The sequence below is a fragment of the Paramicrobacterium humi genome, assembly GCF_900105715.1.
Taxonomy (GTDB): Bacteria; Actinomycetota; Actinomycetes; order Actinomycetales; family Microbacteriaceae; genus Paramicrobacterium; species Paramicrobacterium humi.
Window position 1 is genome coordinate 2,538,122 of record NZ_FNRY01000001.1, and the last position, 24,282, is coordinate 2,562,403.

The 24,282-nt window shown below is 67.2% G+C and carries 23 protein-coding genes; 15 read left to right on the plus strand and 8 right to left on the minus strand.

From position 1 onward, the window contains the following. Positions 1–56 precede the first annotated feature (56 nt). Positions 57–953 carry a phosphodiesterase gene (locus BLV49_RS12635; protein WP_091185007.1) on the plus strand — a complete coding sequence of 299 codons (897 nt, stop codon included), beginning with the start codon at positions 57–59 and terminating at the stop codon, positions 951–953. 18 nt (positions 954–971) lie between these two features. Here BLV49_RS12635 and BLV49_RS12640 read toward each other — a convergent pair whose 3' ends face one another. Then, positions 972–2,615, minus strand: a complete 1,644-nt coding sequence (locus BLV49_RS12640) for a fucose isomerase (RefSeq protein WP_091185008.1) — start codon at positions 2,613–2,615, stop codon at positions 972–974. 89 nt (positions 2,616–2,704) lie between these two features. Then, positions 2,705–3,664: a LacI family DNA-binding transcriptional regulator gene (locus BLV49_RS12645; RefSeq protein ID WP_091185011.1), complete on the minus strand. Its 960-nt coding sequence runs from the start codon at positions 3,662–3,664 to the stop codon at positions 2,705–2,707. A 94-nt stretch (positions 3,665–3,758) separates the two neighbouring features. Here BLV49_RS12645 and BLV49_RS12650 point away from each other — a divergent pair, with 94 nt between their 5' ends. Then, positions 3,759–5,234 carry an aspartate ammonia-lyase gene (locus BLV49_RS12650; RefSeq protein ID WP_091185014.1) on the plus strand — a complete coding sequence of 492 codons (1,476 nt, stop codon included), beginning with the start codon at positions 3,759–3,761 and terminating at the stop codon, positions 5,232–5,234. Here the strand turns inward: BLV49_RS12650 and BLV49_RS12655 are convergent. After that, on the minus strand, positions 5,193–6,074 hold the full coding sequence (locus tag BLV49_RS12655; RefSeq protein WP_245723649.1) for a fumarylacetoacetate hydrolase family protein: 882 nt from the start codon (positions 6,072–6,074) through the stop codon (positions 5,193–5,195). The two genes, BLV49_RS12650 and BLV49_RS12655, sit on opposite strands and share 42 nt — an antisense overlap. Before the next feature lie 294 nt (positions 6,075–6,368). On the opposite strand from BLV49_RS12655, the gene BLV49_RS12660 reads away from it, so the two are divergent. The 5 genes from BLV49_RS12660 (at position 6,369) to BLV49_RS12680 (ending at position 9,378) form a co-directional block, all read left to right on the plus strand. Further along, entirely contained in the window at positions 6,369–6,686 is a 318-nt protein-coding gene (locus BLV49_RS12660) for an MFS transporter (RefSeq protein WP_091185020.1), read from the plus strand. A 67-nt stretch (positions 6,687–6,753) separates the two neighbouring features. Then, positions 6,754–7,128, plus strand: a complete 375-nt coding sequence (locus BLV49_RS12665; protein WP_091185023.1) for an FKBP-type peptidyl-prolyl cis-trans isomerase — start codon at positions 6,754–6,756, stop codon at positions 7,126–7,128. A gap of 21 nt (positions 7,129–7,149) precedes the next feature. Beyond that, positions 7,150–7,659 carry an adenine phosphoribosyltransferase gene (locus BLV49_RS12670; protein ID WP_245723650.1) on the plus strand — a complete coding sequence of 170 codons (510 nt, stop codon included), beginning with the start codon at positions 7,150–7,152 and terminating at the stop codon, positions 7,657–7,659. 142 nt (positions 7,660–7,801) lie between these two features. Next, positions 7,802–8,281, plus strand: coding sequence for an Lrp/AsnC family transcriptional regulator (locus BLV49_RS12675; RefSeq protein WP_091185029.1), 480 nt, complete (start codon positions 7,802–7,804; stop codon positions 8,279–8,281). 20 nt (positions 8,282–8,301) lie between these two features. Beyond that, entirely contained in the window at positions 8,302–9,378 is a 1,077-nt protein-coding gene (locus BLV49_RS12680; protein WP_176980839.1) for an LLM class flavin-dependent oxidoreductase, read from the plus strand. Between the two features lie 6 nt (positions 9,379–9,384). Here the strand turns inward: BLV49_RS12680 and BLV49_RS12685 are convergent, their stop codons facing one another. Further along, the gene (locus tag BLV49_RS12685; RefSeq protein ID WP_091185035.1) at positions 9,385–10,806 is read right to left on the minus strand and encodes a protealysin inhibitor emfourin; all 1,422 of its coding nucleotides are present in this window, start codon (positions 10,804–10,806) and stop codon (positions 9,385–9,387) included. A gap of 113 nt (positions 10,807–10,919) precedes the next feature. Here BLV49_RS12685 and BLV49_RS12690 point away from each other — a divergent pair, with 113 nt between their 5' ends. Further along, positions 10,920–12,047: an LLM class flavin-dependent oxidoreductase gene (locus BLV49_RS12690; RefSeq protein WP_091185038.1), complete on the plus strand. Its 1,128-nt coding sequence runs from the start codon at positions 10,920–10,922 to the stop codon at positions 12,045–12,047. A gap of 2 nt (positions 12,048–12,049) precedes the next feature. Beyond that, the gene (locus BLV49_RS12695) at positions 12,050–12,679 is read left to right on the plus strand and encodes an FMN reductase (RefSeq protein WP_091185042.1); all 630 of its coding nucleotides are present in this window, start codon (positions 12,050–12,052) and stop codon (positions 12,677–12,679) included. Positions 12,680–12,752: 73 nt separating this feature from the next. Here BLV49_RS12695 and BLV49_RS12700 read toward each other — a convergent pair whose 3' ends face one another. Then, positions 12,753–12,941, minus strand: a complete 189-nt coding sequence (locus BLV49_RS12700) for a DUF5302 domain-containing protein (RefSeq protein ID WP_091185045.1) — start codon at positions 12,939–12,941, stop codon at positions 12,753–12,755. Positions 12,942–13,044: 103 nt separating this feature from the next. After that, the gene (locus BLV49_RS12705; protein WP_091185049.1) at positions 13,045–13,350 is read right to left on the minus strand and encodes a hypothetical protein; all 306 of its coding nucleotides are present in this window, start codon (positions 13,348–13,350) and stop codon (positions 13,045–13,047) included. Positions 13,351–13,463: 113 nt separating this feature from the next. Between BLV49_RS12705 and BLV49_RS12710 the strand changes: the two genes are divergently transcribed. The 5 genes from BLV49_RS12710 (at position 13,464) to BLV49_RS12730 (ending at position 16,785) form a co-directional block, all read left to right on the plus strand. Next, entirely contained in the window at positions 13,464–14,831 is a 1,368-nt protein-coding gene (locus BLV49_RS12710; protein ID WP_091185052.1) for an HNH endonuclease signature motif containing protein, read from the plus strand. Positions 14,832–14,893: 62 nt separating this feature from the next. Continuing rightward, positions 14,894–15,361, plus strand: a complete 468-nt coding sequence (locus BLV49_RS12715) for a VanZ family protein (protein WP_091185055.1) — start codon at positions 14,894–14,896, stop codon at positions 15,359–15,361. Positions 15,362–15,474: 113 nt separating this feature from the next. Next, positions 15,475–15,744, plus strand: coding sequence for a 30S ribosomal protein S15 (gene rpsO / locus BLV49_RS12720; protein ID WP_091185059.1), 270 nt, complete (start codon positions 15,475–15,477; stop codon positions 15,742–15,744). Between the two features lie 88 nt (positions 15,745–15,832). After that, on the plus strand, positions 15,833–16,018 hold the full coding sequence (locus tag BLV49_RS12725; protein WP_091185063.1) for a hypothetical protein: 186 nt from the start codon (positions 15,833–15,835) through the stop codon (positions 16,016–16,018). Beyond that, positions 16,018–16,785, plus strand: a complete 768-nt coding sequence (locus BLV49_RS12730) for a fructosamine kinase family protein (protein WP_091185067.1) — start codon at positions 16,018–16,020, stop codon at positions 16,783–16,785. Before BLV49_RS12725 ends, BLV49_RS12730 begins: the two co-directional genes overlap by 1 nt. Positions 16,786–16,791: 6 nt before the next feature. On the opposite strand, the gene BLV49_RS12735 is transcribed toward BLV49_RS12730, so the two are convergent. Together BLV49_RS12735 and BLV49_RS12740 are read right to left on the minus strand one after the other, a co-directional pair. After that, positions 16,792–17,946 carry an acyltransferase family protein gene (locus BLV49_RS12735; RefSeq protein WP_091185071.1) on the minus strand — a complete coding sequence of 385 codons (1,155 nt, stop codon included), beginning with the start codon at positions 17,944–17,946 and terminating at the stop codon, positions 16,792–16,794. 27 nt (positions 17,947–17,973) lie between these two features. Further along, entirely contained in the window at positions 17,974–21,516 is a 3,543-nt protein-coding gene (locus BLV49_RS12740) for a DUF3376 domain-containing protein (RefSeq protein WP_218132629.1), read from the minus strand. Positions 21,517–21,820: 304 nt separating this feature from the next. Here BLV49_RS12740 and BLV49_RS12745 point away from each other — a divergent pair, with 304 nt between their 5' ends. Further along, positions 21,821–24,109, plus strand: a complete 2,289-nt coding sequence (locus tag BLV49_RS12745) for a polyribonucleotide nucleotidyltransferase (RefSeq protein WP_091185076.1) — start codon at positions 21,821–21,823, stop codon at positions 24,107–24,109. Positions 24,110–24,282: the final 173 nt, after the last annotated feature.

Consider the following 24,282-nt stretch of genomic DNA (forward strand, 5'->3'; position numbering starts at 1 on the left):
GTCGACAGGCGCCCGGCATGCGAGAGCATGTCGGCCGCGCTCGTTAAGCTGTGCCCATGTCTGTTCAGCTCGGCCAGCATGCTCCCGCACGGCACACCGTCGCCCACTTCAGCGACCCGCACTTGCTTTCCGGCGGGAGACAGCTCTACGGAAGGGTGCCGACCGACGAGAACCTCGCACAGGCTCTGCTGCAGCTCGAGCGCACAGGGCTGAACCCGACGGCCATCGTCTTCACGGGAGATCTCACGGATCTCGGCGAGCCCGACGCCTACCGGCGGCTGCGTGACGCCGTCGACCCCGTTGCCGAGCGGCTCGGCTCGACAGTGATCTGGCTCATGGGAAACCACGACGAGAGACCGGCGATGCGCTCTGTCATGCTCGACGAGGTCGCGAGCGAGGAGCCTGTTGACCGCGTGTGGGACTTCGACGGACTGCGCTTCATCGGGCTCGACACGAGCGTTCCCGGATACCACCACGGCGAGCTCACGACCGCGCAGCTGCGGTGGCTCGACAGCGAACTCTCGAAGCCTGCTCCGCACGGCACCATCATCGGGCTCCATCACCCGCCCATTCCCGCGCCCCAGCCCATCTTCGACATCCTGGAGCTGCGCGAGCAGAGCCGTTTCGCCGACGTCGTTCGCGGGCGTGACGTCCGCGCAATCCTCGGCGGACACTTGCACTATTCCAGCCATGGCACATTCGCCGGCATACCGGTGTCGGTCGCCGCCGCGACCTGCTACACGATGAACCTGTCCATGCCGCAGCGTGCCGTGAACGGCATGGCCGGAGGGCAGGCGTTCAACCTCGTGCACGTGTACGAGGACACGATCGTTCATTCAGTGGTGCCGCTGGGCGATCACGCGGGATTCGACTCGTTCACCGACGAGTTCATCACGCGGCTCGAACAGATGACGCCGGACCAGCGCGTCGAGGCGTTCTCGCGAAAGCGCTGATCCGGCGTCGGCCGGTCGTCAGAGGGAGACGTCACCGCACAAGTGAACCTCGACCCCCAGGTGGTCGAAGAACGCGGCCTTGGCGAGGAGCGCCTTGTCCGCCGTCTCCGCGTCAGGCGCGTAGACCACTTGCGCGTGATTGGCCTTATGCCGGGCCATCAGCTGGTCCCGAGAGACACCGTCGAGCACCGCGTGCATGATGGGCCACTGCGGGTCCGTCGCGTTCAGGCGGCGCTGGGTCTCTTCCTCGGGCAGCTCGACGACGTGGCCGCGACCGATGTCGAGGTGAAGGCGGCCGTTCTCGATGTAGACGCGCGACCAGACGATCTCGCCGGGCTTGGACACCCCGGAGAGGGTTCCGCCGCCCTTGGGGAAGAAGTGCGGCACCTGGCGCATGCTGTAGCTCTTGTCGTAACCGCCGTTGTGGCTCGCCGGCACGGCGCCGGAGATCTCGAAGACCCACACGAATTCGCCGTCGTACTCCTCGCCCCAACGGACGTCGTGGAGCGTGTTCGCCGGGTCGAGCCCCATCGCGGTCCAGATGCGGTTCGTGACGAGCGCGTCGACGGCGACGCCCTCGTCGACCTCGTTGAAGTGGGGGAGCGCCTTGCCGGCGTACAGCTCCCGCGAGCCATCCCGCGAGAGCACTTCGGGGCGTTCGACGTTGTTGAGCAGTCCCTCCGCGAGGTCGCTCGCGCTCGTCATGTCCTTGAGTCCTTGCTGGTACTGGATGCCGACGGCGTCGAGGCCGAAGTCGTCGCTGATGCGCAGGGCCGCGATGTACATCTTCATCTGCTCGTGCACTTGCGCCGGGGTGAGCTCGGTCGCGTCGTCGGTTCCGAAGTGGAACGTGAAGCCGCGGTCGTCGAGCCACTGGCGTGCGGCCTCGGCCTCGGCATCCGTCACTCGCGCCATCTCGGCGAGCAGGGCGCTCTGCGAGAGCCGCTCCTTGTAGATGCCGAGCGGATTGAGCAGCTCGTCGTCGATGATCGCGTTGTACATGCCCATGCAGCCCTCATCGAAGACGCCGATGATCGCCTTCTCGGTTCGCAGCTGCTCAGCGAGCGCCCGACCGAGCCGCACCTCTTCGCTCGAGCCGTCGAGCTCGGGCAGAACCCGCACGTGCGAGAGGTCGTGCGTGATGGAGCCCGTCTCGAGCCACTCACGGAGCTTGCCGAGCGCCCACTCGTCGGTGAAGTCCTTGCTCCACAGCGCCGAGTAGCGGATGCCCGCCTTCGTCATGCTTCCCGTGAGGTTCAGCAGCCCGACGAGGCCGGGGAAGTCGCCCGCCCAGTTCGCGACGACGAGGATCGGGCCCGTGTGGGTCCGCAGCCCGGGCAGCACGTGGTGCGAGTACTGCCACACGGCGTCGACGACGACGAGCGGAGCGTCAGCCGGGATGCCGCGGAAGACGTCCATGCCCTTCTTCTGCGAGTCGATGAAGCCGTGCCCGGTCTCCGGGTCGACGTCGTGCGCGCGCACGACCGACCAGCCGAAACGCTCGGCCGCCGCGGCGAAGTCGGCCTCGAGCTGCTTCTGCGTCTCCCACCCTGCCTCGTTCGCGCTGAGACGAAGATCGCCGGACGCGACGGTGTACAGGGTGTTCGGCTCGGCCGTCGGGGCCGCATGCTCGACGGGGAAGGCGTACGAGGCAGATGGCATGGATCCTCCTTGATCGGGATTGTCATCACATCCTGCCCGAAATCGATTTCACGTGCAAGACGACGCGCGCTCGGGAGCGGGGCCGCGGCTCAGTCGCCTGTGCCGAGCACGATGGTCTCGGGCGCGCTCTCCGTCCCCGCGATGCGGCGTAGCAGCACCTCGGCGGCGGTGATGCCGAGGGCGCGGGCAGGCAGGTCGATGACGAGCGTGTTCTCCGGCATGACCGGTGCGCTCGGCAGATCGCCGAGGGAGGCGACGGCGATATCGCCCGACCGGATGCCGCCTTCGTGAAGCGCTTGGAGGGCGCCGATCGCCATCATGTTGTTCGTCGCGACAACGGCGTCGGGCGGCTGCGGAAGGGCCAGCAGCTCGCGCATCGCGGCGCGCCCGCCTAGAACGCGGAAGTCGGCGTGCCGTTCAAGGCCGGCCGTGTCGAGGCCGTGCGCGGTCATCGAGGAGCGCCAGCCCTCGAGGCGCAGCTGAGCGGTCTCGACGCTCTCCGGCCCCGTGATGCACGCGATGCGGCGTCTGCCTTGGGCGATGAGCGCTTCCGTCGCTTCGCGTCCAGCCGCGGGATTGTCGATCACCACCGAGTCCACGCGCCGATCGTGGCTGCGGCGGTCGACGGCGACGAGCGGACGGCCCGCCGAGGCGATGCGGTCGAGATCTGACGCGTCGGATGCCGGCGCGACGATGACGCCGGCCATGTGCTCGAGAACCGCGATGTCGAAGTACGCGGCCTCCTTTGTCGAATCCTCGTCGGTGTTGCACAGCACGACGCTGTAACCCGCCTCGCGGGCGCGGTCCTCGACGCCGCGAGCGATCACGGTGAAGAACGGGTTCTCGATGTCGGGAATCACGAGCGCGATCATGTTCGACGATCTGCGGCGCAGCGAGCGAGCCGTGCGATTGGGTACGAAGGAGAGCTCTTCGGCTGCCGCGCGAACCCGTTCGGCCTTCTCCGGTGAGACGCTCGAGCCATTGATCACGCGCGAGACCGTTGCCGGCGACACCTGGGCGAGGGCTGCGACGTCGTAGATGGTGCTCACGCGGGCTCCGTTCGGCTGGCGGGGTGTGCACAACCATCTATACACCCCAGCCGGCTCGCCCGGCGCGGACGCAGAGGCCGGTAGGCTCCCAGTCATGAGCGAATTTGCTACACGCACGGAGACAGATTCCCTCGGATCGATGGAGATCCCCGCAGACGCGTACTGGGGCATTCACACCGCGAGGGCCATGGAGAACTTCGACATCACGAAGCGGCCGATCTCGGTGTACCCGCACCTCGTCGTCGCCCTCGCGTCCGTCAAGCAGGCGGCCGCTCGCGCGAACGCCGAGCTTGGGGCTCTGAGCCCCGAGAAGGCGGAGCTCATCGATCGGGCGTGCCAGCGCATCATCGACGGCGAGTTCCACGACGAGTTCTGCGTCGGCGTCATCCAGGGCGGCGCCGGCACGTCGACGAACATGAACGCCAACGAAGTGATCACGAACATCGCGCTCGAGATGGCCGGCCACGACAAGGGCGATTACACGTTCATCTCGCCCTACGACCACACGAACCGCAGCCAGTCGACAAACGACGTGTACCCCACGGCCATCAAGATCGCTCTCGCGCGTTCTCTCGTCGACCTGCTCGATGAGCTCGACCTCCTGCGCGAGTCGTTCGCGGGGAAGTCTGAGGAGTTCCGTCAGGTCCTCAAGGTCGGCCGGACACAGCTTCAGGATGCCGTGCCCATGACGCTCGGCCAGGAGTTCCACGGCTTCGCCACGACACTCGGCGAAGACCACAAGCGCCTCTCCGAGACGATCTGGCTGCTCGCCGAGATCAACCTCGGCGCCACCGCGATCGGCACCGGCATCACGGCGGATCCGCGGTACGCCTCCGTGGTTGTGCGGCACCTGAACGCCATCACTGGGCTCAAGCTCGAGACCGCTCCCGACCTTGTCGAGTCGACGAGCGACGCGGGCGCGTTCATGTCGTTCAGCGGAGCCCTCAAGCGGTCGGCGATAAAGCTGTCGAAGATCTGCAACGACCTGCGACTGCTCTCAAGCGGTCCACAGGCCGGCTTTGGCGAGATCAACCTGCCGTCGAAGCAGGCGGGCTCCTCGATCATGCCGGGAAAGGTGAACCCCGTCATCCCCGAGGTGATGAACCAGATCGCCTTCTCCGTCGCCGGAGCTGACACGACGGTGACCATGGCGGCCGAGGCGGGTCAGCTTCAGCTCAACGCCTTCGAACCCGTCATCGCGCACTCGCTGCTGCAGAGCATTCTGTGGATGGCGCGCGGCTGCCACACGCTTCGCGTGAACTGCGTGGACGGGATCACCGCGAACGAGAGTCGTCTTGAGACGATGGTCGGAACCTCTGTCGGCGTCGTCACGGCGCTCACACCGTTCATCGGTTACACCGCCGCCGCTGCGCTCGCGAAGACGGCGCTGCTGACGCACCGGAACATCGCCGATCTCGTCGTCGAGGCCGACCTCATGACGCGTGAGGAAGTCACGAAGCAGCTGTCACCTGCGCGGCTCTCGGGCCTCGAGGCGATCACGACCGCCATCCCGGTAATCGACGCTGAATCAGAACATTCGGCAGTGGGTGGTGAGCTCACCGATTCCTGATACGGCGACGGTCACCGTCGACCTGTCCCGCAGGAACACCTGCGGGTCTCGCGAGTAGCCGGCTCCGCCCGGACTGCCCGTGGAGATCAGCGTTCCGGGCAGCAGCGTCGTCGAGCGCGACAGGTACGAGACGAGCTTCGCGACCGAACGCACCATGAGCCCTGTCGAGGAGTCCTGCATCATGTGCCCGTCGAGAACCGTGGTGATCCGCAGATCCTGAGGGTCGGGAACCTCGTCGGCCGTCACGACGACAGGTCCGGTCGGCGTGAAGCCGTCGAATGACTTGCAGCGGGTCCACTGGGCTTCCGAGTACTGGATGTCGCGCGCCGTGATGTCGTTCACGACCGTGTAGCCGAAGACGTAGTCGAGGGCTTCGTCCTCGGAGACGTCGTGCGCGGCCGTGCCGATGATGACGCCGAGCTCCGCCTCGTAGTCGATGGCCTCGCTCAGCGCGCGCGGCCATGTCGTGGTGCGCAAGTGACCGTTGAGCGAGTTCGGCCACAACGTGAACACGGTCGGCGCCTGGTCGGCTTTGAGCTTCAGCTCGCTCGAGTGCGCCGAGTAGTTCAAGCCGATCGCGATCACGGCCGGCGGAGTGAGCACCGCCGAATCGAAGTCGAGGTCGCTGATTGGAGCCGTCTCCGCGCCCTGGCGGAACGCCGCTTCGGACATCGCGCGGACCCGGTCCAACTCGTCGGGCCCGCGGTCAAGGAGGACCTGGAGGGTCGAGGGGGCGTCGTCGAGGATCTCGTCGAGGAAGAGGGCGTTCTCGCCCTCCACCACTGCGAGTCGTACTCCACCGGCCGCCATGGACGGGTCACTCAGATGCGCAAATCTCACCCATTCAGGCTACCGGCCCGTCGCGCCTGCTCCGGGCAGTCGCTACAGGCCGTTAACGTCCTCATCGCCCGGTGTTCGCGGCGAGGCCTGCGAATCGAAACCGGGCGATGAGTTTGTGTCTCCATCATGCAATGGCGCCGTGCGGAAATCAAGAGTCCGACGAGACTCAGATAAACGCTCCGCTGGCTCGGCTAGATTCGGGGCGGTGGTCTCCGAACCGCAATCTCTGGGAGCTGCGAGTCGACGTGATCGCACGCAACGGTCGGAACGACCGTCATCAGCGCAGAGGAGAGAATGAGCGCGAACTACGGAGGGCCCGCGTCGCCAGCGCCCGCCGGAGGACACAAAGGCCTCATCGTGCTGCTTGGCGTCATGTCCGCCATCGGGCCGATGACGATGGACATGTACCTTCCGGCGTTGCCGCAGATGGTTCTCGATCTCGACGCCTCTGAAGCGGCAATCCAGACCACGCTCACCGGATCGCTCATCGGCATGGCGCTCGGTCAGCTCGTGCTCGGCCCCTTGTCGGATGCCGTCGGGCGCCGTATCCCGCTGCTCGTCGGGCTCATCGTGCACGTCGTCTCGTCGGTGCTGCACCGGCGTTCGCACTGAGAACGCGGTCGCCCCCGCTGGACAATCCCAAGTTGCCACCGTCCGCACGGTCGGCTTGGATGGGAGCATGAGCGATTCCAAGAAGACCAAGCCAGAGGTCGACGCCCCCGTCGGGCCGGCTCCCGAAGAACTCCAGATCGTCGACATCGAGGTCGGAGACGGCCCGGAGGCGCAAGCGTCGTCGGTCGTCGACGTGCACTACCTCGGTGTCTCCTATGACAGCGGCGAAGAGTTCGACTCGTCCTGGAGCCGCGGCGAGAGCATCAATTTCCCGCTGCGCAACCTCATCGCGGGCTGGCAAGAGGGCATCCCGGGAATGCGAGTCGGCGGTCGTCGCCAGCTCACGGTTCCGCCGCAGCTCGCCTACGGACCAGCTGGCGGAGGTCACCCGCTCTCCGGCCAGACCCTCATCTTCGTCATCGACCTCCTCGGAGTGCAGTAGCACGTGGATGCTGCCGCACGAGTGCTCGAACAGAGCGAGACGATCCCGGACTTCCCGAAGCCCGGGATCGTCTTTCGTGACCTGACGCCCGCGTTCGCCGATCCCGAGACGTTCCGAGCCGTCATCGACGACCTCTCCGCCGCTTTCGCGGGGACCTTCGACGCGGTCGCAGGAGTTGAAGCGCGCGGGTTCCTGCTCGCGTCAGCGCTCGCGTACTCGACGAGCACGCACCTCGTCGCTGTGCGGAAGGCGGGGAAGCTGCCGGGCGAGGTGCTGAGCGAGGAGTACGCGCTCGAGTACGGCACGGCGACGCTGCAGCTCAAGCCGTCGTCGCTTCGCGCCGGTGCTCGAGTGCTGATCGTCGACGACGTCCTCGCCACCGGTGGGAGCTGCCGTGCGACCGCGCGACTCATCGAACGCGCGGGCGGCACTGTCGCCGGAATCGGCCTCGTTCTCGAGCTCACGGGGCTCGGCGGCAGGCAGGCCCTCTCTCACTACCCTCTGCACGTTCTTGTGAGCGAACCGGCCTGAGCCTCCGCGCAGACGGGCAGGAGCTGCGATCGCCGACTGCGGACAAGGCAGCAGCTGTGGCACTCTTCTATCAGAGCTGAAGCTTCCGAGAGCTTGAACGTCACATTCTCAAGAAGCTTCGAGCGCTCAGAACGGAGCAGGCATGGCGTCGCAGAAGCAGCAGCTGGACAAGACCGACAGGGCGCTGCTCAAGGCGCTGTCTCTGAACGCGCGCGCCTCCGGAGCACAGCTCGCGGCCGAACTCGGGATCGCCGAGTCGACGGTGTCGCTGCGCCTCAAGCGACTGCAGAAATCGGGTGACATCACCGGCTTCCATGCCGACATCGACCTCGCGGTGCTCGGCGCGCCGCTCCAGGCCGTCATCGCCATCCAGCTCACTCAGCACGATCGTTCCGACATCGAAGCCTTCCGGCGAGAGGTCACCGGGTGGCCGGGCGTGCTCTCTCTCTTCCACCTCGGCGGTCGGGACGACTATCTCCTTCACGTCGCCGCGCGAAGCACGGCCGAGCTTCGGGATTTCGTCGTCAAGTACGTCACCGGGCACCCGGTCGTCGCGCATTCGGAGACCAACATCGTGTTCGAGCACGTCGAGGGCACCGGCTGGCAGGAGCTGCTCGACTGAACCGGCCGAGCCTACCGGGAATGAAAATCCCGCAGCGCGGCTTGCACCAGGTGATGAAACTCTCGGTCCTCGATCTCGTCCCCGTCCGCACAGGCCAGAACTCCGCCCAGGCGTTGGCGGCGTCCGTTCGTCTCGCTCAACGCGCCGACGCTCTCGGCTACACCCGCTACTGGGTGGCGGAGCACCACAACATGCCGTCCGTCGCCTCGACGAATCCCGCGGTGATCATCGCCCTCCTTGCCTCGCGCACAACGAACATCCGAGTCGGCTCGGGCGGCGTCATGCTGCCGAACCACGCCCCGCTCGTCGTCGCCGAGCAGTTCGCCCTGCTCGAGGCGGCGGCCCCTGGCCGCATCGACCTCGGCATCGGCCGGGCGCCCGGCAGCGATCCCGTTGTGACCGCCGTGCTGAATCAGAGCGGCGCGACCAGCGACGTGAACCGCTTCCCCAACAACGTCAGCGACATCATCGCCCTGCTCGGCCCTGACGGTGCAGCGGTGCAGCTCACGAGCGGCAAGGAGTACCCCTTGCGCTCGACCCCGGCCGCGGCCGGCACACCGGAGGTGTGGCTGCTCGGATCGAGCGACTACTCGGCCGGCCTCGCCGCCTCGTTCGGCCTTCCGTACGTGTTCGCGAACCACTTCAGCGGCCAGGGAGCAGAGCGAGCGCTCGAGATCTACCGCAGCGGCTTCGAGCCGTCCGCGTATGCCGACAAGCCGCGCACGTTCATGACCGCCAACGCCGTGGTCGCGGCCACGGCCGACGAGGCCTATGCTCTTGCGCTGCCCAATCTGCAGCACATGGCGCGGTTGCGCACCAACAAGCCGCTTGGCATGCTTGCGACGGTCGAGGACGCCGAGCGCGAACAGACCGATGCTCTCACGGAGGAGTTCATCCAGCAGGCGGTCTCCCGCTACATCCTCGGCGACCCGGCCAGCGCTGCGCGACAGGCCAAACGCCTCGCAGAACAGCACGGCGTCGACGAGCTGATGATCTCGCCCGTCGCCGGTTCCTTCGATGCTGATCCGCTCGACCAGACTCCGGCGCGAGAGCGAACGCTCGAGCTGCTCGCCGCGGAACTCGATCTCACCGCCTGATCGGACTCACGCCGTGTCGTCGCCATCGGCGGTGCGCACCCACATGATGAGCTCCTGCCACGATGCGGTGAGCTCTGTCTCGGTGAGGACGACCTCGATCTGAGCATCCGCATCGTCGATCGCGCGCGGTGGGGGAGAGCAGCGGATGCGGTAGCGGAACCGGTCCGCGCCCTGCGGCTCGCCAGCGTGCGCGGCGTCGGCCCACGGCAGCCGCTCGAGCAGGTCGATCCACGCGTCCGGGTCCGGTTGTGCCGCCACATCGACCCGCCACGCCCTCGGAATGCCGGTGACTCCGCCTGAGCGCTCGACGCTCACGGTTTCGGGCTTCCGAGCGCCCGCCGGCGCCGCCGGGGGAGTGTGCGAGGTGCCGGTGCTCGCGGAAGCGCCCAGCACGCCGACCGTCTGCCAGGCATCCCGCACAGCGCTCGCGACGGTCGCGTCGAATCCCTCCTCTGCAGTCGTGACGGTGAGGGACGCGAAGTCCTCGAACGTGGCATCCGCGGCGAGTCGCCCACCCGTGAGCGTCGCATACCAAACAGCGCCCGCCCGGTCCCACGCGTGCCCGCCGAGCGCCTCCGCCGTGAGATAGAACGCACGGTTGGGGATGCCCGAGTTGATGTGCACGCCGCCCTCGTCGTCCGTCGTGTCGACGTATCCCGCCATCGTCGCCGGCTGCGGGTCCTTCCCGAGCACATCATCGTCATACGCGGTCCCCGGCGCCTTCATCGAACGCAGCGCGATTCCCTGCACCTCGTCGGTGAACAGTCCCGCGCCGACGAGCCACGTCGCCTGATCGACGCTCTGGCCGAGCGCGTACTGCTCGACGAGGCAGCCGAAGACATCGGACACCGACTCGTTCAGCGCCCCCGACTGCCCCTGATACCGCAGGGCCGCCGTTCGCTCGGTGACCCCGTGCGTGAGCTCGTGCCCGATGACGCTCACCGAGATCGTGAATCGGCGGAAGACCTCGCCGTCGCCATCGCCGAACACCATCCTCGTGCCGTCCCAGAAGGCGTTGTCGTAGTCGGTTCCGTAGTGCACGCTCGCGAGCAGCGGCATCCCGGCCCCGTCGATCGAGTCCCGCCCGTAGACGTCGCGGTACAGCGCGTACGTCTTGCCGAGACCGTCGTACGCTTCGTTCACGGCGACGTCATCGGCAGCCGGTGCGCCCTCAGCGCGCACGAGCGCGCCCGGCAGCGACTGCGCGTGCTTCGCGTCGTACACCTCACGCCTCAGACTCCGGGATGCCGCCGCGCTCCGCGGCTGCTCGCGCGGCGTTCCCGTGGCCGCGATCACGGCGCTGCGCCCGGGGCTTTGGGTGAGAAGAGTGCGTCGCGCGGCGGCCGAAGCCGAACGGAACCGCTCGGCGCTCGCGATGCGATCGAGCAGATACGGCGGCACGACCGCGCGAGTTCTTTCCCGGTCCATACCTGATCCTCCCACTCGGGCTGGCCGTTCGAAAGGGGGCGGGAATAGCATGGCGCCTAACCTGGTTGCGCCCGATATCCATTCATTTGCATAAACATTTCAGGAGCGGACGAATGCAATTCGGAATCTTCAGCGTCGGCGACATCACGACCGATCCCACGACCGGTCGCACGCCGACCGATGGCGAGCGGCTTCAGGACGTTCTGACCATAGCCCAGCACGCCGAGGAGGTCGGACTCGACGTCTTCGCCATGGGCGAGCACCACAACCCGCCCTTCTTCCCGTCGAGCCCCGTCGCGATAAACAGCTACCTCGCGGCGAAGACCTCGAAGATCATCCTCTCGACGGCCACAACGCTCATCACGACGAACGACCCCGTGCGCCTCGCCGAGGACTATGCGATGCTTCAGCACCTCTCCGGCGGCCGCATGGACCTCGTCCTCGGCCGCGGGAACACCGGTCCCGTGTACCCGTGGTTCGGTGAGGACATCCGTCAGGGCATCCCGCTCGCGATCGAGAAGTACGCACTGCTCCACCGTTTGTGGCGCGAGGAGTTCGTGGACTGGGAAGGCCAGTTCCGCACTCCGCTTCAGGGCTTCCAGTCCACGCCGCGGCCGCTCGACGGCGTTCCTCCGTTCGTCTGGCACGGCAGCATCCGTTCCCCTCAGATCGCCGAGCAGGCCGCCTACTACGGCGACGGCTTCTTCGCGAACCACATCTTCTGGCCCGCCTCGCACACGAAGAAGATGATCGGACTGTACCGGCAGCGCTTCGAGCACTACGGCCACGGCACCGCCGACCAGGCGATCGTCGGCCTCGGCGGCCAAGTGTTCATGCGCAAGAACTCGCAGGACGCCGTCAACGAGTTCCGCCCCTACTTCGACAACGCTCCCGTCTACGGCCACGGCCCGAGCCTCGAGGAGTTCACCGCACAGACGCCGCTGACCGTCGGCAGTCCGCAGCAGGTCATCGACCGTACGCTCGGCTTCCGCGATTACGTCGGCGACTACCAGCGGCAGCTGTTCCTCATGGACCACGCGGGACTCCCGCTGAAGACCGTGCTTGAGCAGCTTGATATCCTCGGCGGAGAGGTCGTGCCCGTGTTGCGTCGCGAATTCGACTCGCTTCGCCCCTCGCACGTCCCCGACGGCCCGACTCACGAGGCTCTCGTGGAACAGCGGAATGCCGCGGCGCTCGCCGGCGTTGACAGTGAGGCGGCTACCGCAGGATCGGAGAATTGACTATGACAACACGGAAGCTCGCGGTCATCGCGGCCGGCCTCAGCAACCCCTCGTCGACCCGCATGCTGGCGGACCGGCTCGCCGAAGCCACCGAGAGCAGGCTTCGCGAACGCGACATCGACGTGGACGTCCAGGTGTTCGAACTGCGCGATCTCGCGCACTCGATAACGAACAACATGCTGACCGGGTACGCCGACGACAAGCTTCAAGACGCGATCGACGCCGTCTCAGGCGCCGACGGGCTCATCGCCGTGACCCCGATCTTCAAAGCGAGCTACGCCGGGCTGTTCAAGTCGTTCATCGACGTCGTCGACAACACGGGGCTGACCGACCTCCCCGTCGTCATCGCCGCGACGGGAGGAACGCCGCGGCACTCGCTCGCCCTTGATTTCGCGATCCGCCCGCTGTTCACCTACATGCACTCCATCGTGGTCCCGACGGGCGTCTATGCGGCGAGCGAGGACTGGGGCGCGGGCGCCGACACAGTGAAGTCCCTGCCCGACCGCATCGAACGCGCGGCAGGCGAGTTGAGCGCGCTCATGGAGAGCTCGGAGCGTTCGCAGCGGGTCACGGATCCGTTCGCTCTCGACGAGACGTACGACCAGCTTCTCGGCGGCTTCCAGGGCAACTGACCGGACGCAGAGATCGAGCGGGGATCATCGATACGTCGATGATCCCCGCTCGTTGTCGTGGTGGATGCCGCGGTCAGCCCGTCTTGCGCCGGAACTCCCGCTGCGCGTGGTCCTGACGCTGTGCGTGGTCGACGGGCGAGCTGTCGCGCAAGTGCGCCTCGCCCTCAGCGCGCTGGTTGTTCTTCTTGCGGTCGAGAGCTTCGCGGAACTTCCGCTTCACGTCTTCTGAGGCACCTTCTGGAGTCGGTTTTTCTGAGCTCATGACCCTCCCTGCGTCGAAACGGCTGTGTGGCCGGCCGCGGCCGTCGCGGTTGCACCAACACTAGGCGATCCCGACCAGCGTCACCAGATGAATCGCGGCCCGGTTACGCCTGAGGCGGCAACGGCGAGCGGCCGTGCGTCTTCACGTACCGGCGATACCACGGCCAGCGCGCGGCGGCGAGCACGACGAACGCGACGCCGAGTGCTGCGAAACCGAGCAGGAGCCACATGGCGACGCCGAATCGATCGCCTTGCGTGTGCGCGAGGGCGAACAGCAGCGCACCGAGAACGAGCATCGCCACCCCGAAGAGGAAGCTGCGTACGGGGTGGAGGGTGAACTCGATGACGCGGGGTCGTCGGGTGGTCAGGTCGTCGAGGCTGTCGGTCGGGGAATTCTCTGCGGCAGTCACGCTTTCCACCGTAGCCCGAGGGGCTCGCTTTGTCCCATCGGCGGTTCTCGCGCCAATGAGCATCTCGAACAGGCGTTCGAAAGAATGTCGGTGGCTCGTGGTGGACTTGCTTCATGGACAACACGAATGAACGACCTGACGAGCCAGAGGACGCCGCACCGGGGCGCGCCGCCGACATGCTGTCTTTCATGATCGACGGCATCGCGTCCCAGTACGCGCTTCTCGCGACCGTGCACGCGCGCGTGGCGAGCATGATGAACATGGCGGTTGCCGCAGCCAGCCGCAACGAGCACCTTCTCGTCCATACCGACAGCCCCGGCACGTCGGCGCAGCAGATCACAGAGCTCACGCGCCGTGCCCTCGTCGCCGAGATCGCGACGGCCGCGAGGCTCTCTGAGCGCATGGTCTCCTCGATGCTCGACGAGAGCCAATCGCTGGCAAACGAGCTGCCCGACACGCTCGGCGCGCTCCGCGACGGGGCGATTGGCTATCAGCACGCGCGGCAGCTCATCGACCAGGCGTCGACGCTCGAGCCGCACGACAGGAAGGCGTTCGAGGACGCAGCGCTGAGGGCGGCGAAATCGTCGACTCCGCCGCAGTTTCGGCAGTCGGCACGCAAGATTCGGGAGCGCATGTACCCCGAGACTCTCGAGGAGCGCCGCACGCGGGCGGAGAAGGACCGACGCGTGGAGTTCATCCCCGGCAACGACGGAATGGCCTGGCTCTCGCTGTACAGCACCGCCGCGACGACGCTCGGCATCGTCACGGCTGCCCACGAAACCGCACAGCGCCTCAAGTCGTCGGGGGATGACCGGACGCAGAGGCAGATTGCAGCGGACGTCGTCGTCGACGCCGTCATGTCCGGTCTCGTCCCTCCCGGAGCAGAGGAGCCGACGCGGGAGGCGCCTGCCCCGCTCGCCGCGGTCCGGCCAACGGTGCACGTCACCGTACCTGTCCTCACGCTCCTCGGCCGGAGCTCGGAGCCCGCCGAGCTCGAGGGATACGGCCCGATCGATCCGAGCATGGCCCGAGAGCTCGCCGCCCACGCCCCGAGCTTTATCCGGATCCTCACCCGCGCAGAGAACGGCGCCGTCCTCTCCGTGGGCCGCGATCGCTATGCGGTGCCGGCGGACTTGAGACGCGCCGTCGAGATCCGTGACGAGATCTGCCGCTTCCCGGGGTGCAATCGCCGTGCGTCCGAGTGTGAGATCGACCACACGAAAGACTGGCAGTTCGGCGGGGAGACCAGCATCCAGAATCTCGCGAGCGTGTGCCGCCCGCACCATCGTCTCAAGCACATGACCCGCTGGAGCGTGGAGCAGGGCGAAGACGGAGCAATGACGTGGACATCGCCGCTCGGCGGACGCTATGTCACCCGCGCGGCGATGACAGCCCGGGCGGTGCCCGTCGGAGACGGAGGGGAGCGCACCGACGACGCCGCTGAGACTCCGGTCGAGGATGCCGGGCGGGCTCCGTTCTGAGACCCGCGACGGATGCCGGTGAATTCACGCATTCTTCAGCGCGGATGGTTCAAGATGGAGAAATGCTGCACCGGCATCCTGTCCTCTCGATCATCACGCTCGCGTACATCGTGTTCGTCGGCTTGGTCACGCTGACCCCTGCGCCATTCGACTCGAACGTGAACGGAACGATCGCACGAGTGCTGCGGCTCTTCGCCCGCCACGAGCTCACCGAGTGGATCACGTACAGCCGGCTTGAGTTCATGGCCAACATCGGCATGTTCGTCCCGATCGGACTCTTCCTCGTGCTGCTTTTCGGTCGCCGATTCTGGTGGGTGGGGATAGCGTTCGGTGTTGCGTTCACCCTGTTCATCGAGGGATTCCAAGGGGTTGTGCTCTCCGCGACGCGGTACTCGACAGTGAGCGATATCGTCGCCAACAGCGCCGGCGCCGTGCTCGGCGTCGGTCTCGGCCTGATCGTCACCGCGGGTTCTGCGCGCCGCGCGCGGGATCGCAAGGCCACCCGGGACCGGCTTCGCACCGCGGCGTGAGTGGGCGGGGCGATCTGCTAGAATTTGTAGGTTGCCGTCCAACGGCCGCGGATAAAGAGAGCCCACACATCCTGTGCCGGGCACCGCGCAACGAGAGGAAGGGGATCGATTCTATGGCACTTGATGCAGAGACCAAGAAGGCGATCATCGAAGAGTACGCTACACACCCCGGTGACACTGGATCCCCTGAGGTTCAGATCGCCGTGATGTCGAAGCGCATCAAAGACCTCACCGAGCACCTGAAGCAGCACAAGCACGACCACCACTCGCGTCGTGGCCTTCTGCTTCTCGTCGGTCAGCGTCGTCGCATGCTCGGCTACCTCGCGGATGTCGACATCACCCGCTACCGTTCGCTCATCGAGCGTCTCGGACTGCGCCGATAAGCGTTCAATCGCACTTCTTTCAAACGGCCGTCACCGAAAGGTGGCGGCCGTTTGCCGTAGCCTGAGGATCAAAGCCGGAGGGAGACCCGTGAGCAGAACCCTGAAGATCGTCCTCGGTATCGTCATCTTCATCATCGCCCTGTGGCTGGCCTGGTGGCTTGTCGGCGTTCTCTTCCACTTGGCATGGTTCATCGTCAAGGCGCTCTTCGCGGTCGTCGTCGCGCTGATCATCGCCGTGCTGTTCCTCATCGCCGTGCGTCGGCGCCGGGACTGATGTCGTCAACGCTCGTCAAGCAGAACCCGGCGGCTCCGAAGGACTTCTTCGAGGCTGAGGCCAGTGGGCTGCGCTGGCTTTCCGCCGCCGGGGGAGCACGATGCGTTCGCGTCGTCGACGCGGGTCCCGGACGCATCGAGCTCGAGCGCATCAGCACGACCCAGCCGAGCCGCGAGGCGGCGTCGGCGTTCGGCCGCGAACTCGCGACGACCCACGACGCCGGCGCTGCGGCTTTCGGCGCCGCCCCCGACGGCTGGTCCGGTCGCCTGTACATCGGCCGACGGGAGATGCCTTCCCACACGGCTGACTCATGGGGAGAGTTCTACGCCCGGTACCGCGTGGAACCCTTCCTCGACACGGCCGTCGACGCGGGAAACCTCAGCTCTGACGAACGCGCGCTGGTCGACACCGCCTGCGGGATCATCGCCTCTGGCGCCTTCGACGACGGTGACGCCCCCGCGCGCATCCACGGCGACCTGTGGAACGGCAACGTGCTCTGGGCCGACTCGGGAGCCGTTCTCATCGATCCGGCGGCTCATGGCGGCCATCGTGAGACGGACCTCGCCATGCTGTCGCTGTTCGGGCTGCCGTACCTCGAAACGGTGCTGGCCGGCTATCAGGAGCGGCACCCGCTGCGCGACGGTTGGCGCGAGCGTGTCCCCGTGCATCAGCTGCATCCGCTCGCCGTGCATGCGGCGGGGCACGGTCGTGGGTACGGTGTCGAGCTCGCCACCGCGGCTCGCGCCGTTATCGCTCTCGCTGGGTGACCGAGGCTACTGCTTCGTACCGTCTGCACGGACGGTCGGAACGCTCGCTGTGCGCGGCCGCTTGGCTCCCGTCGGATCCGTTCGGCTTGGTCCGGGAGGAAGCCCGTCGTGCTTGGCGAAGATCCACTTCGGCTTCGGCTCGATGAGCGGCCGGAACAGGCGTCGCACGGGAGCGGTCGAGAGCCCCACGGCGATGAGGAACGCGACGATGAGCATTCCGATGAGCCACAGCTCGGGAAACGGCTCGTTCTTGAGGATGCCGGACTCCCTGATGGGGTAGAGAACGAAGCTGTGCAGAAGGTACACGTACATCGTCGACTGTCCGAACCCGGACATCCAGTTCTCACGTCGGGGGATGAGGACGAAGAAGGCGGCGATGAGCAGCGCTCCGAGCACGATTATCGCGAGCCGCACGGCGCCCGCCCACCACTGGTCCTCGCCGAGTCCGTCGTAGGAGTCGTCGTAGAAGAACCAGAACCGCAGATCGATCGCGCGCCACGTGTCAAGGAACGCGGCGACGACCGCGACCCAGCCGGCGAAGACGCCGAGCGCGGCGAGACGCAGCCACCACGGCCGCCGCTCTAGCAGCCTCCAGCGTTCCACGAGACGCCAATGCTTGACCTGCCACCCGAGCACGAAGAACGGCAAGATGCCGAAGACGCGCGCGAGGGAGAAGGTGTTGTCGACGTTGTCGAGATAGCCGACGCCGACAGACAGGAAGATCGCCCAGAACAACGGCCAGCGCAGGAGCGCGAAGTAGGGCAGCACGAGCCGGAAGATCGCCAGCGCGAGCAGGAACCACAGCGTCCAGGACGGCTTTGTCGGATTGAGCTCCTGCTTGCCCTCGACGAGGTACTGCACGAAGGACCAGATCGTCTCCATGAACACATAGGGAAGAACGATGTCGGTCAGCACCCGTTTCATCTGGCGGACCGAGGGCGGACCCGATTTTGAGAAGTAGCCGCTGATCATCGCGAAGGCGGGCATGTGGAACGCGTAGATCACGAGATAGACCGTGAGAGCGGCATCCGAGTCGCTGATCAGCCGCTGGATGGCATGCCCCATCACGACGAGGACGATGCACGCGAACCGTGCGTTGTCCCAGAACGGCACCCGCGCTTTCGGCGTCGCGACCGGGCCGGACGGCGGTGTACTCGACATGTGACCCCCTTCAGCAGCGAATCAACCCTAAACCGGTCGGTCGCGTCTGCTGTCGTCCGGCAGGGCCGCGTCGTCGGGCACGCCCGGCGTCTCGGGCAGCCACCACACGATGGTTCCCCAGATGAGAATCATGATGAGCAGCGTCGTGAGGATCGTGAGAACCGGGAAGGGAGTGCCGAGCCAGCGGGTGGCGAACCAGACCGGGATGCCGCTGCCGACGCCGGCCGCGAGAGCGATGGTGACCGGCTGGGCGAGCACGGACCGGACGCCGGTCCGTGGCGCGAGCCATCCGGCCGTGAGCAGGAGCGCGCATATTGCCGCCGCGATCGCGGTGGTCGCGGGGGCAAGCCACCGGTGGTCGAGCCCGAACGGGGCAAGAGCTGTGGGCATGACGATCACGGCAGCAAGCCACGCGGCGTAGGCGAGGGTGACGAGTATCGGGGGGATGGGCCCGGTCGGGGGAACGTCGGAGTCGAGACTGCAGTATCGGGAGCGCAGCGCGAGCACTCCGGAGGCGGCGATGAGAATCCACCACGTCGAGGACACGCCAAGCAAAGCGGTGAACACGGTCGCCATGCACAGCGTCGCGAGTGAGACGACCCCGTATGCTCCGCCATGCAGCAGCGCCCGCGACCGCATGTCCCGGATGCGCGGAAGCGCTTGGCGCGATGCCGGGTTCCGGGACGCATCAAGGCTTCTGACCAAATGGCTCCAGCGGCGATAGGCGTCGATGAACCCCGCTAGCAGGGCGAGGGCTATCGCACCGATGATCGCGTAGGCCGGGAGCGCTTCAAACGGCCGGAGCTCCTCGGGAGTCTGCCGCGGCACCGCCGCGACCACGGCGACGGCGAGGCCGACGACAGCGCCGAAAACGGCGGCGCGCAGCGGCACCGTGATCAGGGGGATCGCGACGGCGAACGGGCGAGCCGCTGCGATGCCGATGCGCCCCGCGAGGCCGCTCGAGCCGTCGAGCGCACGGGAGGCCACTCGGATGATGCGGGAGAGTACGCCGAGTCGGTAGCGGGGGATGAGGTTGTCGAGGGTGTCGGCGCCGAGGGCCAATCTCCGCCGAATCGAGCTCGCGTTGCTGTCGGCGTCGGGCGGTCCGGCAAGTGGCGGGTCGGCGCTCTCGGCAAGGTCCTCAAGCAGCGCCGACTGCACGGCGTCGACGGCGATCTCGAGAGGGGGCTTCCACAGTCCCGCGTTCGGGTCCAGCTGAGTTGGCGCGCCCTCGGCATGGGCCTGCCGGTCGAGGATGCGCACGAGACCCGCCGCAGCATCCAGCCGGCCCCACCACCAGTCGTTGGTGCGCCAGTCGGTGCTCAGGAAGCCGCCGAAGTTCCACAATTGGGAGCCGGCGAGTTTGTCGTCGGCTGTCAGCACGGCGACGCCGAAGAGTCGGTCGACCGTTTCCTCGTCGAGGTCGCTGGGGTGCAGCCGAAGCGCGAGTCTTGCCATCGCCTTCTCCCGGCCGCGCACGAGCGGAATGAACTCCTCGGGCCGGGCCGGCGCCTCGTCGCCCGTGATCCGGGCGAACGAGAGCGACGAGACGGGCTCCGGTATTCCGCGGGGCGCGAGGAACGGTGCGAGGTCGTGTGCTGTGAAGCGTCTGTCGTCGAGCGGGACGCCGCTGAAAGGGTTGTGGATCCATGCCCGCTCGCCTTCCGTCTCGTCGCCGGTCTCCGGTTGGCGTCGCGGGGAGATCGCGCGCAGTCGCGTGACCGCTTCGTTGAGGGCGCTCCACAGCGGCACCGTGTCGGCGGCGGCGTTCGCCTCGACCCACGCGAGAAGCGCGGCGCGTGTGCGGTCCGCGGAGTCTCGTCCGGCGTCGAGAGCGATGGCGGCGGCGAGGTCACGAGCGTCCGTCGCCTCCCCGAGGACGCGATACAGGGCGAGGCGAAGATCTGCGAGCGGCGTGCCCCGGTGCCGACGCGAGCGCTGAGGCAGCGTCTCCAGAGCCCGGACCCACGACAGGGCGCAGAGCGCGGCGTCGAGGGCGGCCTGCGGGCCGTCCGCGATGGCGGAGACGAGAGGAGACGAGAGCCCTGCCTCTGTCGCGTTCTCGTACAGCGGCAGCGCGACCTCGTCGAGCCGCTCGCGGTCCTGATCGCTCCAGCGACGCCACACCACTCGTCTCGGACTGTTCACACCGAGCTGCCACAGCCCGGGGTCGGTGACCACGCCGCTGAAGAACTGCACGTCTGCCGCAGCTCGGAAGCGCACGTACGCGAGCCGCGCCTCGGCCGCGTTGAACCGCGCCGTCGTCGTGGCGGCGTATGCGTCGCCGCGCCCGCTCTCGCGCAGCAGGTCGATGCGATAACGCTCGACCTGGGCGATCTCCTCCTCGCCGGACTCGCGAGCGCCCAGCGTCTGACGACCGGCCCGGATCGCCGTGAGCAGCTGCGACTGACGATCGTTCAGCCGACGCAGCATGCTGAGCGGACCCTTCGCCGGACCGGCGGGGCCGTATCGCGAGGGACGGACCGAGCGCGGCGGCGGGGAAGGGGGCAGCGGGTCGAGGTACAGCAGCGCTCGAGACGAGGGAACCGACGACGCGGAACGACGGATCGCCCGGAACGCCTGATCGACCGGCACGTCATCGAGGATGCTGCCGTCGATGATGCGGAACGGATGATTCCAATCCGCGCGGTGCCCGCTGAAGGCATACGACATGTCCACGTGCGTCGCGTCGCCCGCGACGGATTCGTCCGCTCGCTTCACCTTCGAGAACACGAGCGCCGGTTCGAAGGCGCCCGGGAACGAGGATGTCGATCGGGCCGCGTATGAGAGGCGGGAGAGGTCGGAGCCGTCGCCCGGCGCGTCAGGAACTCGCCGACCCACTTCGCTCGCCGTGCCGTCGTCCGTGCCGATGAAATGGAAGTACCCGCGCGTGTCCTTGGCCTCCGGGTCGCTGCGCGCCGCACTGTCGATGACGGTCGCGGCCAGGTCGACGCTCACGCGCGCGGAGCGATGCAGCGGATGCCGCGCCGAAACCTGCTCGTCGTAGAGCTCGTGCAGGGCGCGCGTGAGCCGCGGCCAGAAATACTCGTCCCCGCGCATTACCGAGTCGACGGGCCGCACGCCCGGTCCGTGCAGCAGCCGTCGCACGTCCGCCGCATCCTGCCACGTCCCCAGGACCGAGTCAGCGCTCGCCGAGGCGCGCTGAGCGACAGCGTAGACGACGGCGTTCAGTCCGCCCGCGCTCGCTCCCGCGAGAACATCGAACTCGACTCCGTCGTAGCCGGCTTGTGCGAGCATGCGCGCATACACTCGCGCTCGCCGCAGCTCCGGTCCGTGCAAGGGAGGCGGCTCGCTCGCGGAACGCGGAACGTAGAAAGCGTCCCAGCCGTGCGTCGTGCGGCAGAGTCGGATGCGCCGCACCATGTCGAGCTCGGCGATCGTGCCGCCGATCCAGACGGCGAGGCTGACACCGCCGCGCAGGGCCAGAGCGACACGCAGAATATGCCCGTGCACACCCTCGCCGAGGGCGTCCTCCGACACGATGCGTGCCGTGGCGTCGGTGCCGAGGCCAAGTGCCACGACGGGAAGCGATGCCGCGCTTCGCCTCATGAGACCTCCCGTCGCCGGTGGCTCAACGCTAGTCCGAGTCGGCTACGACGTGCCAGTGCCCAAGAATCGGGTCCTGAACAGGCCTCTCTGCTAGAATCGCTGCGGTCGGCCTCATGGCCGGCACGCAAGAACGGAGCAGGCCGGCAGGAAGCTGGTCCTCGGTGGTGGATCTCTCTCGGTCGAGGGCGGTTTTCTACTGGAGATCAGCCATGGCGACCTCGGGGTCCCCATGAGTATGTACTGCCTGTTCTGCTCCGTGTTGCCGGGCGCACGCGCGCCCAGCTGACAACAAAGGAGTGTGACCTTGGAAGGTCCAGAAATCACCGCAACCGAGGCTGTCCTCGACAACGGTCGCTTCGGCAAGCGCACGGTGCGCTTCGAAGCCGGCCGCCTCGCGCAGCAGGCGCAGGGCGCCGTCGCCGCATACCTCGACGAGGAAACCATGCTGCTCTCGGCGACGTCCGTGAGCAAGCACCCGAAGGAGAACTTCGACTTCTTCCCGCTGACTGTCGACGTGGAAGAGCGCAGCTACGCCGCGGGCAAGATCCCCGGCTCGTTCTTCCGCCGCGAGGGACGCCCGTCCACTGACGCGATCCTCGTCTGCCGCCTCATCGACCGTCCGCTGCGCCCGTCGTTCGTCGACGGACTGCGCAACGAGGTGCAGATCGTCATCACCGTCCTCTCGATCGCGCCGGGTGAGTACTACGACGCGCTCGCCATCAACGCGGCATCCGCGTCGACCCAGATCTCGGGACTGCCGTTCTCCGGCCCGATCGCCGGTGTGCGCCTCGCGCTCATCCCCGGCAACGGCCAGGCGGAAGACCAGTGGGTCGCGTTCCCGAACGTCGAGCAGGTCGAGCAGGCCGTGTTCGACCTCATGGTCGCCGGCCGCGTCGTCACCGACGCGAACGGCAACAAGGACGTCGCGATCATGATGGTCGAGGCTGAGGCGACCGAGCACAGCTTCGAGCTGATCAAGGCCGGTGCCACGAAGCCGAACGAAGAGATCGTGGCTGCGGGCCTCGAAGCCGCGAAGCCGTTCATCGCCGAGCTCGTGCGTGCCCAGTCGGAGCTGGCCTCGCACGCAGCGAAGGACGTCAAGGAGTACCCGGTCTTCCTGCCGTACACCGACGAGGTTCTCGCCGCCGTGGACGCCGAGGCAGCCGACGAGCTCGCGAAGGTCTACCAGATCGCTGACAAGATCGAGCGTCAGAACGCTGACGACGCTCTCAAGGACCGCGTCAAGGACGCCATCGCGGCGAAGGCGGATGCCGGAGAGCTTCCCGCCGACGCGGTCGGCCAGGTCTCTGCCGCCTACAAGTCGGTCACGAAGCGCATCGTTCGCGGTCGCATCCTCTCCGAGGGTGTGCGCATCGACGGTCGTGGACTTGCGGACATCCGTCCGCTCGACGCCGAGGTGCAGGTCATCCCGCGCGTCCACGGTTCGGCGATCTTCCAGCGCGGCGAGACGCAGATCCTCGGCGTCACGACGCTCAACATGCTCAAGATGGAGCAGCAGATCGACTCGCTGTCGCCGCAGACGCACAAGCGGTACATGCACCACTACAACTTCCCGCCGTACTCGACCGGTGAGACCGGACGCGTCGGCTCGCCGAAGCGTCGCGAGATCGGGCACGGCTTCCTCGCCGAGCGCGCCCTCGCTCCGGTTCTGCCGAGCCGCGAGGAGTTCCCGTACGCGATCCGTCAGGTGTCCGAGGCTCTCGGCTCCAACGGTTCGACGTCGATGGGCTCCGTGTGCGCGTCGACCCTGTCGCTGCTCAACGCCGGTGTGCCGCTGCGCGCTCCGGTCGCGGGCATCGCGATGGGTCTCGTGTCCGACGAGGTCGACGGCGAGACGCGCTACGCTGCGCTCACCGACATCCTCGGCGCTGAAGACGCGCTCGGCGACATGGACTTCAAGGTCGCGGGAACGAGCGAGTACGTCACGGCGATCCAGCTCGACACGAAGCTCGACGGCATCCCCGCCTCCGTGCTCGCCGCCGCCCTGACCCAGGCCAAGGAGGCGCGCACGACGATCCTCCAGGTCCTCAACGCCGCCATCGACGCGCCCGACGAGATGGCGCCGACGGCGCCTCGCGTCATCAGCGTGCAGATCCCGGTCGACAAGATCGGTGAGCTGATCGGACCGAAGGGCAAGACGATCAACGGCATCCAGGACGAGACCGGCGCCGACATCTCCATCGAGGAGGACGGCACCGTCTACATCGGCGCCGTCGACGGGCCGTCGGCTGAGGCCGCTCGCGCGCAGGTCAACGCGATCGCCAACCCGACGAACCCGGAGCCGGGCGACCAGTTCCTCGGCACCGTCGTGAAGATCGCCGCGTTCGGTGCGTTCATCTCGCTCCTTCCGGGGCGCGACGGCCTGCTGCACATCTCCGAAGTGCGCAAGCTCGCCGGTGGAAAGCGCGTCGGCGCGGTCGAAGACGTGCTGAGCGTCGGCCAGAAGATCCTCGTCGAGGTCACGAAGGTCGACGACCGCGGCAAGCTCTCGCTGCAGCCCGTGCTGAACGAGGATTCCGCCAACGAGAAGCCGGCCGAGGGCGACGCCCAGGCCGCACCCGTCGAAGGCTAGTCTTCGCTCGAAGCGCCAGAAGCCCGTTCCGTCACCAGACGGGGCGGGCTTCTGCGATTCCGGCGCGCCGTCGGCGCCATTGATGCTCTCAGCCGTGTGACGTAGTCTCGGATTAACTCAACAACGAGGTTGGGGTCGTGCGGCACGCCACAAGCTACCCGCGCGGCACACGA

Excerpts from the sequence above, each read along its gene's own strand:
- BLV49_RS12675 (WP_091185029.1), top strand. The coding sequence starts at position 7,802 with ATGGCGTCGCAGAAGCAGCAGCTGGACAAGACCGACAGGGCGCTGCTC.
- BLV49_RS12660 (WP_091185020.1), top strand. The coding sequence starts at position 6,369 with ATGAGCGCGAACTACGGAGGGCCCGCGTCGCCAGCGCCCGCCGGAGGA.
- BLV49_RS12715 (WP_091185055.1), top strand. The coding sequence starts at position 14,894 with ATGCTGCACCGGCATCCTGTCCTCTCGATCATCACGCTCGCGTACATC.
- rpsO (WP_091185059.1), top strand. The coding sequence starts at position 15,475 with ATGGCACTTGATGCAGAGACCAAGAAGGCGATCATCGAAGAGTACGCT.
- BLV49_RS12730 (WP_091185067.1), top strand. The coding sequence starts at position 16,018 with ATGTCGTCAACGCTCGTCAAGCAGAACCCGGCGGCTCCGAAGGACTTC.
- BLV49_RS12685 (WP_091185035.1), bottom strand. The coding sequence starts at position 10,806 with ATGGACCGGGAAAGAACTCGCGCGGTCGTGCCGCCGTATCTGCTCGAT.
- BLV49_RS12695 (WP_091185042.1), top strand. The coding sequence starts at position 12,050 with ATGACAACACGGAAGCTCGCGGTCATCGCGGCCGGCCTCAGCAACCCC.
- BLV49_RS12650 (WP_091185014.1), top strand. The coding sequence starts at position 3,759 with ATGAGCGAATTTGCTACACGCACGGAGACAGATTCCCTCGGATCGATG.
- BLV49_RS12740 (WP_218132629.1), bottom strand. The coding sequence starts at position 21,516 with ATGAGGCGAAGCGCGGCATCGCTTCCCGTCGTGGCACTTGGCCTCGGC.
- BLV49_RS12640 (WP_091185008.1), bottom strand. The coding sequence starts at position 2,615 with ATGCCATCTGCCTCGTACGCCTTCCCCGTCGAGCATGCGGCCCCGACG.
- BLV49_RS12735 (WP_091185071.1), bottom strand. The coding sequence starts at position 17,946 with ATGTCGAGTACACCGCCGTCCGGCCCGGTCGCGACGCCGAAAGCGCGG.
- BLV49_RS12635 (WP_091185007.1), top strand. The coding sequence starts at position 57 with ATGTCTGTTCAGCTCGGCCAGCATGCTCCCGCACGGCACACCGTCGCC.
- BLV49_RS12710 (WP_091185052.1), top strand. The coding sequence starts at position 13,464 with ATGGACAACACGAATGAACGACCTGACGAGCCAGAGGACGCCGCACCG.
- BLV49_RS12690 (WP_091185038.1), top strand. The coding sequence starts at position 10,920 with ATGCAATTCGGAATCTTCAGCGTCGGCGACATCACGACCGATCCCACG.
- BLV49_RS12700 (WP_091185045.1), bottom strand. The coding sequence starts at position 12,941 with ATGAGCTCAGAAAAACCGACTCCAGAAGGTGCCTCAGAAGACGTGAAG.
- BLV49_RS12680 (WP_176980839.1), top strand. The coding sequence starts at position 8,302 with ATGAAAATCCCGCAGCGCGGCTTGCACCAGGTGATGAAACTCTCGGTC.
- BLV49_RS12665 (WP_091185023.1), top strand. The coding sequence starts at position 6,754 with ATGAGCGATTCCAAGAAGACCAAGCCAGAGGTCGACGCCCCCGTCGGG.